13 protein-coding genes are annotated in these 15,172 nt (G+C 56.2%); 3 read left to right on the top strand and 10 right to left on the bottom strand.

Annotation, left to right across the window (positions count from 1 at the left end; translation table 11 throughout):
• Positions 1-3: 3 nt before the first annotated feature.
• Positions 4-438, bottom strand: coding sequence for a DMT family transporter (locus HCH49_RS06150; RefSeq protein ID WP_032657293.1), 435 nt, complete (start codon positions 436-438; stop codon positions 4-6).
• A 95-nt stretch (positions 439-533) separates the two neighbouring features.
• On the opposite strand from HCH49_RS06150, the gene HCH49_RS06145 reads away from it, so the two are divergent.
• Positions 534-1,466, top strand: a complete 933-nt coding sequence (locus HCH49_RS06145) for a LysR family transcriptional regulator (RefSeq protein ID WP_048981087.1) — start codon at positions 534-536, stop codon at positions 1,464-1,466.
• 4 nt (positions 1,467-1,470) lie between these two features.
• On the opposite strand, the gene HCH49_RS06140 is transcribed toward HCH49_RS06145, so the two are convergent.
• From HCH49_RS06140 to HCH49_RS06125, 4 genes are all read right to left on the bottom strand, one after another.
• The gene (locus tag HCH49_RS06140) at positions 1,471-2,499 is read right to left on the bottom strand and encodes a methionine synthase (protein ID WP_045888576.1); all 1,029 of its coding nucleotides are present in this window, start codon (positions 2,497-2,499) and stop codon (positions 1,471-1,473) included.
• Between the two features lie 23 nt (positions 2,500-2,522).
• A complete protein-coding gene (locus tag HCH49_RS06135) occupies positions 2,523-3,497 on the bottom strand; it encodes a DUF1852 domain-containing protein (protein WP_167819233.1) in 975 nt (324 codons plus the stop codon).
• A gap of 244 nt (positions 3,498-3,741) precedes the next feature.
• Complete coding sequence (locus tag HCH49_RS06130; protein WP_221702382.1) at positions 3,742-4,425, bottom strand: YrhA family protein; 684 nt, start codon at positions 4,423-4,425, stop codon at positions 3,742-3,744.
• 10 nt (positions 4,426-4,435) lie between these two features.
• Positions 4,436-5,551: a DUF6883 domain-containing protein gene (locus HCH49_RS06125; protein WP_221702381.1), complete on the bottom strand. Its 1,116-nt coding sequence runs from the start codon at positions 5,549-5,551 to the stop codon at positions 4,436-4,438.
• Positions 5,552-5,861: 310 nt separating this feature from the next.
• Between HCH49_RS06125 and HCH49_RS06120 the strand changes: the two genes are divergently transcribed.
• Positions 5,862-6,401, top strand: a complete 540-nt coding sequence (locus tag HCH49_RS06120; protein ID WP_023311631.1) for a DUF2058 domain-containing protein — start codon at positions 5,862-5,864, stop codon at positions 6,399-6,401.
• A gap of 7 nt (positions 6,402-6,408) precedes the next feature.
• Here HCH49_RS06120 and HCH49_RS06115 read toward each other — a convergent pair whose 3' ends face one another.
• Both HCH49_RS06115 and azoR read right to left on the bottom strand, forming a co-directional pair.
• Positions 6,409-7,095, bottom strand: coding sequence for an RluA family pseudouridine synthase (locus tag HCH49_RS06115; protein WP_221702379.1), 687 nt, complete (start codon positions 7,093-7,095; stop codon positions 6,409-6,411).
• Between the two features lie 89 nt (positions 7,096-7,184).
• Complete coding sequence (azoR, locus tag HCH49_RS06110; protein ID WP_008502313.1) at positions 7,185-7,790, bottom strand: FMN-dependent NADH-azoreductase; 606 nt, start codon at positions 7,788-7,790, stop codon at positions 7,185-7,187.
• Positions 7,791-7,995: 205 nt separating this feature from the next.
• Here azoR and hrpA point away from each other — a divergent pair, with 205 nt between their 5' ends.
• Positions 7,996-11,898 carry an ATP-dependent RNA helicase HrpA gene (hrpA, locus tag HCH49_RS06105; RefSeq protein WP_221702378.1) on the top strand — a complete coding sequence of 1,301 codons (3,903 nt, stop codon included), beginning with the start codon at positions 7,996-7,998 and terminating at the stop codon, positions 11,896-11,898.
• A gap of 70 nt (positions 11,899-11,968) precedes the next feature.
• Here the strand turns inward: hrpA and HCH49_RS06100 are convergent, their stop codons facing one another.
• The 3 genes from HCH49_RS06100 to HCH49_RS06090 form a co-directional block, all read right to left on the bottom strand.
• Positions 11,969-12,628, bottom strand: coding sequence for an O-methyltransferase (locus HCH49_RS06100; protein WP_221702377.1), 660 nt, complete (start codon positions 12,626-12,628; stop codon positions 11,969-11,971).
• Positions 12,629-12,703: 75 nt separating this feature from the next.
• Complete coding sequence (locus tag HCH49_RS06095) at positions 12,704-14,071, bottom strand: efflux transporter outer membrane subunit (RefSeq protein ID WP_221702376.1); 1,368 nt, start codon at positions 14,069-14,071, stop codon at positions 12,704-12,706.
• Positions 14,068-15,150 (bottom strand): HlyD family secretion protein, encoded by a 1,083-nt coding sequence (locus HCH49_RS06090; RefSeq protein ID WP_033145473.1) that lies wholly within the window; start codon positions 15,148-15,150, stop codon positions 14,068-14,070. Before HCH49_RS06090 ends, HCH49_RS06095 begins: the two co-directional genes overlap by 4 nt.
• Between the last annotated feature and the right edge of the window lie 22 nt (positions 15,151-15,172).

The raw sequence follows: 15,172 nt of genomic DNA, 5'->3' as shown, positions 1-15,172 counted from the left end.
TCATCACCCCTGCGCGACCAGAACCAGTGCCGCAATAATAAAAACCAGCGCCACGATACGTTTTGCGTTTATCTTCCTGTGCGGTGTACCCAGCAGGCCAAAGTGGTCAATGATCAGGCTTTTAAAAACCTGACCAGCCAGAATGCCAATCATCGTCAGAGCGATGCCGATGGTCGGCGTGGCGATCGTCAGAATGACCACGTAAACAGGGCCAAGCACGCCGCCGAGCAGCTGCCAGCCGGGCTGGGCGAAAAACGACGGGCTGTTACGCGGGCTGAAAAACAGCATCAGCAGAAACGTCAGCGCGGCGCCGACGCCAAAAATGCTGAACGTCGCCCATAAATCGCCCACTTCTCCCCCTAATGGCCCCAGTAGCCCCGCCTCGACGGAGAGGCCCATCCCGCCGGCAATCACCAGTAAAATCAAAACAAACTGCATTACGCTTCCTCCGTTTTCAGGCGAAGAAGATTACGTCGGTAGACCCGTGAGAAAAATGCCATAATGCAGGAAACACCTTTGCAGGAAATGCATTAATGTCAGATGCCGGAAGCATGAACCTTCGCTCACTGCTGCTGTTTATTGCCGTCTATGAAACGCAGAACTTTTCCGTCGTCGCGCGACGAGAGGGAATATCCGCCTCGCAGGTGTCGCGCATTGTTCATCAGCTTGAGGACGCGCTCGGCCAGCAGCTGTTCTATCGCAATACCCGGGCGGTGATCCCCACGGAAAGCGGGCATCTGTTTATCCGCTATGCCCGGGCGATGGTCGATAACTTCGAAGAGGCGCGCCGTGAGCTGGATGAACGTTCGACCGAACCCTCCGGCACGGTCCGCATAAACGGGCCGGTATTTTTTGGACAGAGACACGTTGCGCCCGGACTGGCAGGTCTGGCCGAGCGTTATCCACGGTTAACCATTGAGCTGACGCTGACCGATGACTTTATCGACCCGCACCGGGATGCCGCCGATCTCATCTTCCGCATCGGCACGCTGACGGATTCGACGTTCCACGCCCGTGTTTTTGGGCAGCAGCGCTACCACCTCGCCGCATCGCCCGCGTATCTGCGTCAACACGGCGTCCCGGCCGACCCGACCGAGTTGAGCCAGCACAAATGTCTGGTCTATCGCGGTTCGTCCGGGCCTAACCGCTGGCTCGTACGTCGCAAAGGGGAGAATTGGGTGCATTATCCCGTCGCGCCGCTGATGACGTCTAATAATGCGGAATCGCTGCTTATTGCCGCGCTGGGTGGGATGGGGATCGTCCTGTTTCCGGACTGGCTGATTGGCGACAGGCTGAAGCGGGGGGAGCTGGTCGCCCTTTTGCCGGAAATGGCGTGCGCCATCAACACGGAGCAACTCAATATTGCGGCGATCTATCCTAACGCACGTCATCCGCCCCTGAACGTCAGGGCGGTGATTGATTATTACGTGGCGTTTTTCGGTACGCCGCTCTACTGGCAAACGTAAGGGATTACGCGCCAAGCTCCTTGCGGATAATCTTTGCGCCGGCGCTGAGCGCTTTCAGCTTGCCGTTAGCCACCTGGCGTGAAAGCGGGGCCATGCCGCAGTTGGTTGACGGGTAAAGCTTGTCGGCATCGACGAACTGAAGCGCTTTACGCAGCGTATCGGCGACTTCCTCCGGCGTTTCAACGGCGTTGGTTGCCACATCAATCGCGCCGACCATCACCTTTTTACCGCGGATCAGCTCCAGCAGATCCATCGGCACGCGGGAGTTGTGGCACTCCAGGGAGATAATGTCGATATTAGAGGTCTGCAGCTTAGGGAAGGCCTCTTCGTACTGGCGCCACTCTGAGCCGAGCGTTTTTTTCCAGTCGGTATTGGCTTTGATGCCGTAGCCGTAGCAGATGTGTACCGCGGTTTCGCACTTCAGCCCTTCAATGGCGCGCTCCAGCGCGGCGATACCCCAGTCGTTCACCTCGTCAAAAAAGACGTTAAATGCCGGTTCATCAAACTGGATAATATCGACGCCTGCGGCCTCTAACTCACGCGCTTCCTGATTGAGGATTTTGGCGAATTCCCAGGCCAGCTTTTCGCGGCTTTTATAGTGCGCGTCGTAAAGGGTGTCGATCATGGTCATCGGCCCGGGCAGGGCCCATTTGATCGGCTTGTCCGTGAGCTGACGCAGGTATTTCGCATCGTCCACGAATACCGGTTTCTGACGCGCAACGGCTGAAACCACGGTCGGCACGCTGGCGTCGTAGCGGTTACGAATGCGCACCGTCTGGCGATTTTCAAAATCCACGCCGCTCAGGTGTTCAATAAAGGTGGTGACGAAGTGCTGGCGGGTCTGTTCTCCGTCGCTGACGATATCGATACCCGCGCGGATCTGCTCATCCAGAGACAGGCGCAGCGCGTCCTGTTTACCCGCCAGGAGTTCCTGATCCTGTAATTTCCAGGGTGACCACAGCGTTTCAGGTTGTGCAAGCCAGGTCGGCTTAGGCAGGCTGCCAGCCGTAGAAGTCGGGAGCAATGTTTTCATAATAAAAGACCTTTTTTGATGAATTAAAGCGTGTAGTTATCAGACCACTGCTCAAGAATGTGTTGGTAAGGCTTAATAAAGTACGCTTCGGTAAAGCGACCCTGTTCAATCGCCAGTCGGCTACGCTCTTCCCGGTCATAAACAATTTTGGTTAAGGAGTGATCCTGCTGGTTCAGATCCGGTCGGTAGCACAGTCCCGCCGCCGAGTTTGCGTTATAAATTTCCGGGCGATAGATTTTCTGGAACGTCTCCATCGTGCTGATGGTGGCAATCAGCTCCAGATCGGTGTAGTCACTCAGCAAATCCCCGGTAAAGAAGAACGCGAAAGGCGCCACGCTGTTTTCCGGCATGAAATAGCGAACCTTCAGGCCCATCTTCGCGAAGTACTGTTCCGTTAGCGACTCGCCATCCGGCTGATACTCAACGCCCAGCACAGGATGCTGGTTACCGTTGCGGCGATAGGTGTCTTTGCTGGAGACGCTCAGGCAGATCACCGGACCCTTGCTGAAGTTCTCTTTGTATTCCGGCGAGCTCACAAAGTGGCGGAAAATATTGCCGTGCAGTTCGCCAAACTTTTCCGGAATGCTGAAGTGCTGCTGGTTCTTGTTGTGTTCCAGCAGGCGCACGCTGAAATCATAATCCCGCACGTAAGAAGAGAAGTTATTTCCGACGATGCCAGGGATACGCAGGTTATTTTTTTTGTCGACAATCGTGGTTTGCAATATCTCAATGGCCGGGAACGGTTTTTCCGCGCCAATGTTCAAGTCGACAGAGATGATTTCCAGCTCAACCGCGTAGCGATCGGCGTTTGGGTTATCCCAGCGCGCCAGGGCGTTAAAGCGGTTGTTGATCATCACCAGCGTATTGCGCAGGTTTTCCTGACGCTTTTCCCCGCGCGCCAGGTTGGCAAAGTTGGTGGTCGTACGCGTATTTTCTGACGGGTTGTAATTCTCATCGAAGCAACTGCGCTTAAGGGTATATGTGAAAGCTTTGCTCATTGTGGTTATGCATCCTAAGTTCATGTTGCTAAGAAGTTACCGATGCATAATTTATGCCTGAGCCCGCGGCGCAGGGGAAGTGACTTAATTTCAATGCAACATGAGCGAAGTTCATGAACAGTGTTGCGCACAGGCTGGAGAGGGCAGTGAGAGAAGAGGTATCGGAATGCTTTCGTTATACCTCCTTATTAATGCGATCCAATAGGCTGGTTGAAAATACAACCAGCAATTGATGTTGCGGATTTCAGCTCAACGTATCAATCAGAGTGGACAACAATTCGCTGAGGTTAGCATGTGTTTCAATGGCATAATCCATTGATGCTTTATCACGGATCTCGAAACAGTCATCTGTGAAGTTGTAGGCAAACACGGTCATACCATCTTCACCAATGAGTACCTTGTCAGTAAGGTTCGGATCAACATAGCTTTCGTTGTCACGTATTTCAAAGTTACGAATGTAGATATTCGACCATACGGGTTCACCGTTCTCCGCCTGCACCAGGCTGTACAGCGTCAAACCGTTATACTCAAGGCCATCCATGATTTCGAACATACCAGAGTAGTCCAGCCGGTTAACCATCAGGCGTTGGATATCCTCGTAAACTCTTCTCTTCTGAGCATCCCATTCAGCAGGGGCGGCTTTGTACATCAAGTCTGTCATTACGTCAGGATCTACTGGGTTGGCTACCGGGAAATGATTGTCAACCAGCAGTGTTTTAAGGATACCTGGAGTGAAATAACTCTTTAGTTGAGCAGGAAGCAAAGCAGGCAGTGCGATTGTTCTTCCTTCCTCATCGCAAAACTCGACAAGATAGCCCCGCGTAGGGGTGTCGAAAACCATAACAATCGTACCAATAGTCCCTTTTACCAGTCCTTCATTCGGTAAATCCTCGCCCAAAACCACTACGTCTAATTCGGCTCTTTTCATTTGTATTTTCTCATTTAACGAATATGGTTGTCAGGCGAGGAACTAACGCGTCTGTTTCATACATCCAACCTGTACGCACGATCGCTGTTTCATCATTGACGCCTAAAATGGACATATCGACAGCCATTGTTTGGCCGTAATTATTTGCCTGCAACACTTTGGCTGGGGCCGATAATACGCCTTCCTGGATTCTTGCGGCTAAAACATCTGCATTAGTTGGGTTGTATCCCAGCGCTGATTCAAACACCCTGGCTTTGTGCCCCCCTGTAGGATGTGTTGAATCTAAAGCATAAGCCGCGAGTTTTTTTGGGTCGATAACGGCGTGTTCAGCATTCACTAATGTACCATTCTCAGAGGTGAAACCTTTTACATATGGGTTTTCAAGTGCTGGTATCTTACTGAGACCCGATATTTCGTCTATTTCGCTTAAAGGGTTCAACCTGCCAATTGTCAATCCTGCTGCAATGGAGGCACCCGCAATCATTAACCCTTTGTTGTTCATGATTTGATCGTAGCCCGCGGGGGCATCCCCACCAAGCTGCTGTGCGGTTTCATGAAAACCTTTAGTATTGCCGTTATACACCCCACCAGCGGCGAGCAGTCGACCAACAGCTTTACTATTCAGCGTTTTCCCCGACGGTGAAGTTGTTGGCCCGTAATAATCATAATGCATCCGTTGAGTGGGAGCAGGCTTCCTGCCTTGCCGATCGGCAATAACGTGCCGGTAAGCGCTCATGATTTCGTCCTTATACCATGCATGCCACGATGAGGAAGTAGGGGTAAAAATTAGCTCGCCGTTATCGTCGATATAAAACGGGTTCCGGTCGCTGCTCCAGCGCCTGGAGGTATCTACTCCAACAAGCCAGCCAATTTGAAGTTCGCGTTCTACTTGATCATAAATGGGATCTGCGTAGCTGCATTGCCTTCGTTCATAGGGTCTTTGATGTGGAGATATGCTGTATTTTCTTTTGGGAAGACCAAAAGAGAGGCTATGACCGTTTGCTTCATAAGACAGATCATAATGTTTACACGCCTCTTTCAGTGAACCTGCTGGAGTAAGCATGTATTGAAAATCTTCAGGGTTTAATTGCCGTGTTAAATCATGTGACCGGTAGAGTCGAAACATGCGGAATCCTTATCGTTAAGCATCATTGTTCCTTCTAAGGGCATATTTTTTTTCATTCTCTTAATAAGAAAAAACAGCCTACGCCTGAAGCGATCGCAATTATTCAATCCGCATCATATTCACGAACTGCTCATTTTTTTTAAGAAAATGACCTGACAATTTTTAATCACTCTTGCGGCTGTAACGTTAGTAAACGCTGAATAAATAATAAACAAGGCCCATGCGACAAAGCGCCATGCCTACTTCTCTGGCACACGCTCCGCAATTCCCGCTATAATCCCCAAAATTTCCAACCGGTTTAGAAACAATCATGACAAAACTCACCTTACAAGAGCAGATGCTGAAAGCGGGCCTGGTCAGCAGCAAAAAAGCGGCAAAAGTGCAGCGCACGGCAAAGAAATCACGCGTTCAGGCGCGTGAAGCTCGGGAAGCGGTAGAAGAGAACAAGAAAGCGCAGATCGAGCGCGACAAGCTGCTGAGCGAACAGCAGAAGCAGGCCGTGCTTGCGAAAGAGTTTAAAGCACAGGTGAAGCAGCTGATTGAGATGAACCGCATCACCGTGGCGAAAGGTAACATCACCTTTAACTTCACCGACGGTAATCTGATCAAAAAAATCGACGTCGACAAGCAAACCCAGGCTCAGCTGATTAATGGCCGTCTGGCGATTGCCCGTCTGGTCATCAACGCCAGCGGCGACTGTGAATACGCGATTATTCCGGCGGTGGTGGCCGATAAAATTGCCCAGCGCGATGCCGACAGCATCGTGTTAAACAGCGCGCTAAGTCAGGAAGAGCAGGACGAAGACGATCCGTACGCGGACTTCAAAATCCCTGACGATTTGATGTGGTAAACCGCATTCAGAACGGGGCGGCGTGACGGGCGTTAACCGGCTCTCCGCTCACGGGATGAATAAAATTCAGTTCGCTTGCATGCAGCATCAGCCGGGGCGTTTCCTCCGCCCCCGGCGCTTCAAGACCGCCATACAGATCGCAGCCCAGAATCGGGTGCCCCAGCTGCTGACAGTGAATACGCAGCTGATGGGTTCGCCCGGTCTCCGGCGTAAGCATCACCCGCGTTAACGGCAGTCCCGTACCCTGATAAAACCGTTCCACTACCCGATAGCGGGAGCGGGCGGGTTTTCCGTTGATGGCGCAAATCGACATCAGCGGGAACAGCGCCGGGTCTTTGGCAATTGGCGCGTCTATTATTCCCTCGTCGTTTTCCACATGGCCGCAAAGCAGGGCGCTGTAGACCTTCTCCACGCTGCGCTGGCTGAACTGCTGGCACAGCGCCGCGTTGATGGCCTTATTGCGCGCAACCACCATCAGCCCGGACGTGCCGAAATCCAGACGGTGTACCAGCGTGCAGCCGGGGAACGTCTGGACCAGACGATAATGGACGGAATCAAGGTTTTGCGGATTTTTGCCCGAGAGGCTGAGCAGACCGGAAGGCTTATCGATCAGCAGCAGATGTTCATCCTGCCAGAGGATCTGAATGTCGTCGTGACACGGTGGGGCAATAAAAGAATCAATAATCGCAGACATCAGGCCGCCCGGCTGGAGAGTGGGAGCGGATGATAACGAAATGCGGGGAAAAGAAAAACCCTCCCACCAGGCGGTGAGAGGGTGAAGTCTTAGGCTGCTACCAGGCTGTCGATGGCGGCTTTCGCATCGGTCTGCGCTTTGGTCGCCACTTCCGGACCGTAAGCGATACCTTCAGCGAACACGAAGTTCACGTCGGTGATGCCGATGAAGCCCAGGAACAGGCTCAGGTACGGTGCAACCAGGTCGGTTGGGGTGTCTTTATGGATACCGCCACGGCTGGTCAGTACGATCGCACGTTTACCTTTCACCAGACCTTCAGGGCCGTTCTCGGTGTAACGGAAGGTTACGCCAGCGCGCGCCACCAGGTCGAAGTAGTTCTTCAGCTGGGTAGGGATGTTGAAGTTGTACATTGGGGCGTTGATGACGATAACGTCGTGCGCCTGCAGCTCGGCAATCAGCTCGTCGGACAGGGCCAGGGCTTCCTGCTGACGTGGAGACAGCGGTGCATCGCTTGGGCGCAGCGCGCCAACCAGCTCGCCGTCCAGCACAGGAATTGGGTTTGCAGCCAGGTCACGCACGGTGATTTCGTCAGCGGAATGCTGTTCACGCCACTGTTCAACGAAGTAATCAGACAGCTGACCAGACTGAGAGTACCCTGCCAGAATACTGGATTTCAAAACTAATACTTTGCTCATGGGTGATTCCTGTTGTTGCATTTGATTGAAGGGGGTTGCCCCGTTGCTTGTTGACACTCTATTCACAATCCTGCCACAGAGATAGCGCAATATATCGAAGCCTATGTTCGAATTTTTTGAATAAGGCGCGAAAGGCGTCGATGTGGTACTCTATAGCAATCATTAAAAAGAGAGTTTATCAGGGCGTGTACTGCCCTTTAACGCTATGACAGAACAACAAAAATTAACCTTCCCGATGCTCCTGCAACAGCTTGATTCTCTGATGCTGCGCGATAAACAGCGCTTTGCCCGCCGTCTGCACGGCGTGAAGAAGGTTAAAAATCCTGATGCACAACAGGCCATTTACCAGGAGATGGCGAAAGAGATTGAACAGGCGGCAGGGAAAGTTGTGCTGCGCGAAGCTGCACGTCCGGCAATTACCTACCCGGAAAACCTGCCCGTCAGCCAGAAAAAACAGGACATCCTTGAGGCCGTCCGCGACCACCAGGTGGTGATTGTTGCGGGGGAAACCGGCTCGGGGAAAACCACCCAGCTGCCGAAAATCTGTATGGAGCTGGGACGCGGGCTAAAAGGGCTGATAGGCCACACCCAGCCGCGTCGACTGGCGGCACGCACCGTGGCGAACCGTATTGCCGAAGAGCTGCAGACGGAGCCGGGCGGCTGCATCGGTTACAAGGTGCGATTCAGCGACCACGTTAGCGATAACACCATGGTCAAGCTGATGACCGACGGTATTCTGCTGGCGGAAATCCAGCAGGATCGCCTGCTGATGCAGTACGACACCATTATCATTGACGAAGCGCACGAGCGCAGCCTGAACATCGACTTCCTGCTCGGCTACCTGAAAGAGCTGCTGCCGCGTCGCCCGGATCTGAAAATCATCATCACCTCCGCGACCATCGACCCTGAGCGCTTCTCAAAGCATTTCAACAATGCGCCGATTATCGAGGTGTCAGGACGCACGTATCCGGTTGAAGTGCGCTATCGCCCGATTGTTGAAGAGGCGGACGATACCGAGCGCGACCAGCTGCAGGCCATCTTCGACGCCGTTGACGAGCTGGGCAACGAAAGCGCGGGCGACATCCTGATCTTCATGAGCGGCGAGCGCGAAATCCGCGATACCGCCGATGCGCTCAGCAAGCGCGACCTGCGCCACACGGAGATCCTGCCGCTTTACGCGCGCCTGTCAAACAGCGAGCAGAACCGCGTATTCCAGCCGCACGGCGGGCGACGCATCGTGCTGGCGACCAACGTGGCGGAAACCTCGCTGACCGTGCCGGGGATTAAATACGTTATCGACCCGGGCACGGCGCGCATCAGCCGCTACAGCTACCGCACGAAGGTTCAGCGGCTGCCGATTGAGCCGGTCTCCCAGGCGTCCGCTAACCAGCGTAAAGGCCGCTGCGGCCGCGTCTCGGAAGGGATCTGTATTCGTCTCTATTCCGAAGATGATTTCCTGTCGCGCCCGGAGTTTACCGACCCGGAAATTCTGCGCACCAACCTGGCGTCCGTTATCCTGCAGATGACCGCGCTGGGGCTGGGCGATATCGCGGCGTTCCCGTTCGTCGAAGCGCCGGATAAACGCAACATTCAGGACGGCGTACGTCTGCTGGAAGAGCTCGGCGCCATTACCACCGACGAGCAGGCGACGGTCTACAAGCTAACGCCGCTGGGCCGCCAGCTCAGCCAGCTGCCGGTGGATCCGCGTCTGGCCCGTATGGTGCTGGAAGCGCAGAAGCACGGCTGCGTGCGCGAGGCGATGATCATTACCTCGGCGCTCTCCATTCAGGATCCGCGCGAGCGTCCGATGGACAAGCAGCAGGCGTCTGACGAAAAGCACCGTCGCTTCCACGACAAAGAGTCCGACTTCCTCGCCTTCGTAAACCTGTGGAACTATCTCGGCGAGCAGCAGAAAGCGCTCTCCTCGAACCAGTTCCGCCGCCAGTGCCGCGTGGATTTCCTCAACTACCTGCGCGTGCGCGAGTGGCAGGATATCTACACCCAGCTGCGCCAGGTGGTGAAAGAGCTGGGCATTCCGGTCAACAGCGAGCCGGCGGAGTACCGCGAGATTCATATCGCGCTGCTGACCGGCCTGCTGTCCCACATTGGGATGAAGGACGCCGAAAAGCAGGAGTATACCGGCGCGCGCAACGCCCGCTTCTCCATCTTCCCCGGTTCTGGCCTGTTCAAGAAGCCGCCGAAATGGACCATGGTTGCCGAACTGGTGGAAACCAGCCGCCTGTGGGGGCGTATTGCCGCGCGTATCGATCCGGAATGGGTCGAGCCGGTGGCGCAACACCTGCTGAAACGCTCATACAGCGAGCCGCACTGGGAGCGCGCGCAGGGCGCGGTGATGGCGACCGAGAAGGTGACCGTTTACGGCCTGCCGGTGGTCGCCGCGCGTAAGGTCAACTACAGCCAGATTGACCCGGCGCTCAGCCGCGAGCTGTTTATCCGCCACGCGCTGGTGGAGGGGGACTGGCAGACGCGCCATGCGTTCTTCCGCGAAAACCTGAAGCTGCGCGCCGAAGTGGAGGAGCTTGAGCACAAGTCCCGCCGCCGCGACATTCTGGTGGACGACGAGGCGCTGTTTGAGTTTTACGACCAGCGTATCAGCCACGAGGTTATTTCCGCTCGCCATTTTGACAGCTGGTGGAAGAAAGCCAGCAAAGAGACGCCTGACCTGCTCAACTTCGAAAAGAGCATGCTGATTAAAGAGGGGGCGGAGTCGGTCAGCAAGCTCGACTACCCGAACTTCTGGCATCAGGGCAACCTCAAGCTGCGTCTGACGTATCAGTTTGAACCGGGTGCCGACGCGGACGGCGTGACCGTTCATATTCCGCTGCCGCTGCTAAACCAGGTCGATGAGGGCGGTTTTGAATGGCAAATTCCCGGCCTGCGCCGCGAGCTGGTGATTGCGCTGATCAAATCCCTGCCGAAACCGGTGCGCCGCAACTTTGTGCCTGCGCCAAACTATGCGGAAGCGTTTTTAGGCCGCGTCACGCCGCTGGAGCTGCCGCTGCTGGACGCGCTCGAGCGCGAGTTCCGACGCATGACCGGCACCACCATCGACCGCGAGGACTGGAACTGGGATCAGGTGCCCGATCACCTGAAAATCAGCTTCCGCGTGGTGGATGATAAAAACAAAAAGCTGCTGGAAGGGCGTTCGCTGAGCGAGCTGAAAGAGGCGCTGAAAGGCAAAGTTCAGGAAACGCTGTCTGCGGTGGCGGACGACGGTATCGAGCAGAGCGGGCTGCATATCTGGAGCTTTGGTCAGCTTCCGGAAAGCTACGAACAGAAGCGCGGTAACTATAAGGTCAAAGCCTGGCCTGCGCTGGTGGACGAGCGCGACAGCGTGGCGATCAAACTGTTTGATAACCCGCTGGAACAGCAGCAGATGATGTGGCGCGGGCTGCGTCGTCTGCTGCTGCTCAACATCCCGTCGCCGATTAAGTATCTGCACGAGAAGCTGCCGAACAAGGCTAAGCTCGGGCTGTACTTTAACCCGTACGGCAAGGTGCTGGATCTGATTGACGACTGCATCTCCTGCGGCGTGGACAAGCTGATCCACGAGGCGGGCGGTCCGGTCTGGACGGAAGAGGGCTTTGCTCAGCTTCATGAAAAGGTGCGCGCAGAGCTGAACGACACCGTGGTGGAGATAGCCAAACAGGTCGAGCAGATCCTCACCGCCGTGTTCAATATCAACAAGCGCCTGAAGGGGCGCGTGGATATGACCATGGCGCTGGGGCTGTCGGACGTGAAGGCGCAGATGGCGGGGCTGGTCTATCGCGGCTTCGTCACCGGCAACGGCTTTAAGCGTCTGGGCGATACGCTGCGCTATCTGCAGGCGATTGAAAAACGTCTGGAAAAAATGGCTATCGACCCGCACCGCGATCGCGCGCAGATGCTGAAAGTGGAGAGCGTGCAGCAGGCGTGGCAGCAGTGGCTAAACAAGCTGCCGCCGGCGCGCCGCGACGATGAAGACGTGCAGGCGATCCGCTGGATGATCGAGGAGCTGCGCGTCAGCTTCTTTGCCCAGCAGCTCGGTACGCCGTATCCGATTTCGGATAAACGTATTCTGCAGGCGATGGAGCAGATTTCCGCTTAAAATCCTTGCCCGGTTTTCTCCCTCTCCCTGTGGGAGAGGGTCGGGGTGAGGGCATCAGGCCGCACAATTTTCACCCGTTCACGATTGCCAGCGTAAACCCATCCCATCCCTTAACCCCCACCGTTTGCAGCGCGGTGGCGGTCAGGCGCGGGTTATCCCCAATCATTTCGATAAAACGCCGCACCCCCAGCACGCGCGCGTCGTCGCTTTGCCCGTTAATCACTTCGCCGTCGCGCACCACGTTATCGCCAATGATTATCGTGCCGGGACGTGAATAGTGCAGCGCCCACTCCAGATAGCCGGGATTGTTTGGCTTATCGGCATCAATAAAGATCAGGTCGAACGGCGGAACGTCACCGAAATTCTCCAGTGAGCTCAGCGCCGGGCCTTCAATCAGTTCAATGCGATCGTTCAGCCCCGCGAGGTGAATATTCTGGCGGGCCACATCGGTATGCGTCGGGTCAGCCTCGAGCGTAATCAGCTTTCCGTCCGGCGGCAGGGCGCGCGCCATCCAGATTGAGCTATAGGCGCCCAGCGTACCAATCTCAAGGATGCGTCTTGCCTGGGTCATGCGCACGAACAGCGCCAGCAGTTGCCCCTGATTGGCCGCAACATCGTGTTCGGGTAGCCCGGCGCGTTTATTGTTTTCCAGTACCTGATGAAGCACGTCATCGTCAGGGATTAGCGAAGAAATCATGTAATTATCTACTGCAGACCATTGTTGATGCATAGATTGACTCCTTGGGTTTTTCTCCCTCTCCCTGTGGGAGAGGGTCGGGGTGAGGGCATCAGCGCGCAAGGGGGTTCACGCGCTCTTCCAGCCGCCGCCCAGCGCCCTGTACAAATCGATCTGCGCCAGCAGCAGGTTATTTTTCACCTGCACTACGCTGGTCTGAACCGAGTACAGCGTGCGCTGCGCGTCCAGCACGTCCAGATAGGAAGAGTAGCCGTTGCGATTGCGGTTCTGCGCAATGCGCAGCGTCTCCTGCGCCACCTCCTGCTGGGCAAGCAGCTCGGTCAGCTGTTCCTGATAGCGCGTAATAGCATCAAGGCTGTTATTCACTTCGGCAAACGCGTTACGCACGGTTTTTTCATAGGCGTACAGCGCCTGGTTACGCTGGGACTGGGAAATATCCACCTGCGCATTCAGCGCCTGGCGGTTCAGCAGCGGGGCGAGAATACTGCCCCCGACGCTCCAGAGCTGAAGCGGGTTGTCCAGCAGGCGATCCTGTATCGATCCGGTCGCGGTCAGGTTGATCGACGGCAGCAGGCTCGCGCGCGACGCGGCAAGCGAGGCGTCTGCCGCAACCAGCTGGCGTTCGGCCTGAACGATATCCGGCCGACGGTTCAGGAGCGTTGAAGGCAGCTGTGACGGCAGCGTCAGCGGCGTTAGCGCCTCAAAGCTTTCACTGCGCGCTAACGCACCGGGATTGCTTCCCAGCAGCAGGCTGAGGGCGTTCTCCTGCTGTGCAATCTGATGCTGCAGTACAGGAACCTGCGCTCGCGTCGAGCGGAGTTCGGAATCCGACTGCATCAGCTCCAGACGCGAGCTGTAGCCCGTCTCAAACTGACGTTTCGCGAGGTTAAATGCCTCTTCGCGCGATTTCAGCGTGGATTCGGTCACCCGCAGCTGTTCGTCAAGCGAGAGCAGGGTGACATACCCGGATGCAACGGAAGACGCGACGGTCAAATCCGCGGCGGCAGCGGCGGCTTTTTGCGCCGCCAGCGAGGCTTCGGCGGCACTGGCCGTGCTGCGGTTGACGCCCCAGATATCAACGTCATAGCTCGCCGTCAGGCTGCCTCTGTACAGCGTGCCGTAGACCGGCAGCCCGGTCGCGGCGGATTGCGAACGGGCGCGCGTCCCCGTTACGCCCGCGTCAAGTGACGGAAACAGGTTGCCGTCGGCCGCAAAGACCCGCGCCTGATACTCGTTAATCCGTTCGCGGGCGATCAGCACGTCGCTGTTGTTCTTTAGCGCCCGATCCACGTAGCGGTTGAGGTTGTTGTCATGAAAATTGCGCCACCAGAGCTGCTCCGCCGGGCTGGCAGGACCGGAATCGGCGCGCCACTGGGCGGGGATTTGCAGCGTTGGCTGCGCCGGTTTTACGTCGACGGACTGGCATCCGGTGAGCATTACCGCCAGCACCAGACCGGCTATCGGGCGAAGGGTCATTGTTTGCCCTCCCGCGTATCAATCGTCACCTGCACCGACATGCCCGGACGCAGCAGGGCGGTCTCCTCAGGCTTGCCGAGCACCTCGATGCGCACCGGAATACGCTGGGCGATTTTGACAAAGTTGCCGGTGGCGTTGTCAGGCGTGATGGCGCTGAATTCAACCCCGGTTGCCGGCGAGATGCTCTCCACGCGGCCCTGATAGGCTTTGTCGTTCAGCGCATCGACGGTGAATTTTACCGGCTGGCCGACGCGCAGCTCCGCGAGCTGCGTCTCTTTGATATTGGCGATCACCCAGTGCTGCGGCGGAACCAGCGTGGTGAGGTGGGTCCCGGCGGTCACGTACGCCCCGAGACGCACGGCAATCTGGCCGAGCTGGCCGTCGCGCGGGGCGATGATGCGGGTGTTTTGCAGGTCTATCTGCGCCAGCTCCAGCGCCGCTTTGGCGTTTTCGACATCCGCCTCCAGCGCGCCGCGGTTCACAATTACCGTCTGCAGATCCTGACGCGACATCTCAAGCAAGGCTTTAGCCTGCTCGATGTCGGCGCTGCCCTGGGCCGCGCTGGCCAGCGCCGCGTCGCGCTCGCGAATGGAAAGCGAGCCGTCCGCCGTCAAATCCTTCACGCGCTTTAAATCCGCCTGGGTTTTCAGGCTCTGGGCGCGGGCATTTTTCAGCGCCGCGTCGTTTTTGGCGATCGTCGCTTCGGCGCTTTTACGCTGCTGCAGGTTGTTATTAAGCGCGGCAATTTTCATCGCCAGCTGTGCCTCGGCCTGATGCACGCGCTGACGATAGATACGGTCATCAATCTGCAGCAGCAGGTCGCCTTTTTTAACCTGCACAAAGTCCTGAACCTTCACCTCGGTGATATAGCCATTCACCTGGGGGCTGATAAACGTCGTCTGACCGCGCACGTAGGCGTTGTCGGTAAACTGCGCGTGGCGGGTGAACGGCGGAAGCTGCCACGCGTAAAGGATCACCAGCACGCCGACAATACCGATGGCAGCGGCGGTGAAAACGGAAACAATGCGCACATTTTTGCGGGTGTTGGCCTGCTCTTTGGCGGCATCCTGCTGACTCATAAACTCTCCAGAAATATTTAAA

Origin of the sequence: Enterobacter sp. Y17, from assembly GCF_019730495.1 — a bacterium.
In the GTDB taxonomy this organism is placed as follows: Bacteria; Pseudomonadota; Gammaproteobacteria; order Enterobacterales; family Enterobacteriaceae; genus Enterobacter; species Enterobacter asburiae_B.
Note: the sequence above shows the minus strand (reverse complement) of the source record. Positions and strands in the feature narration are given on the sequence as shown.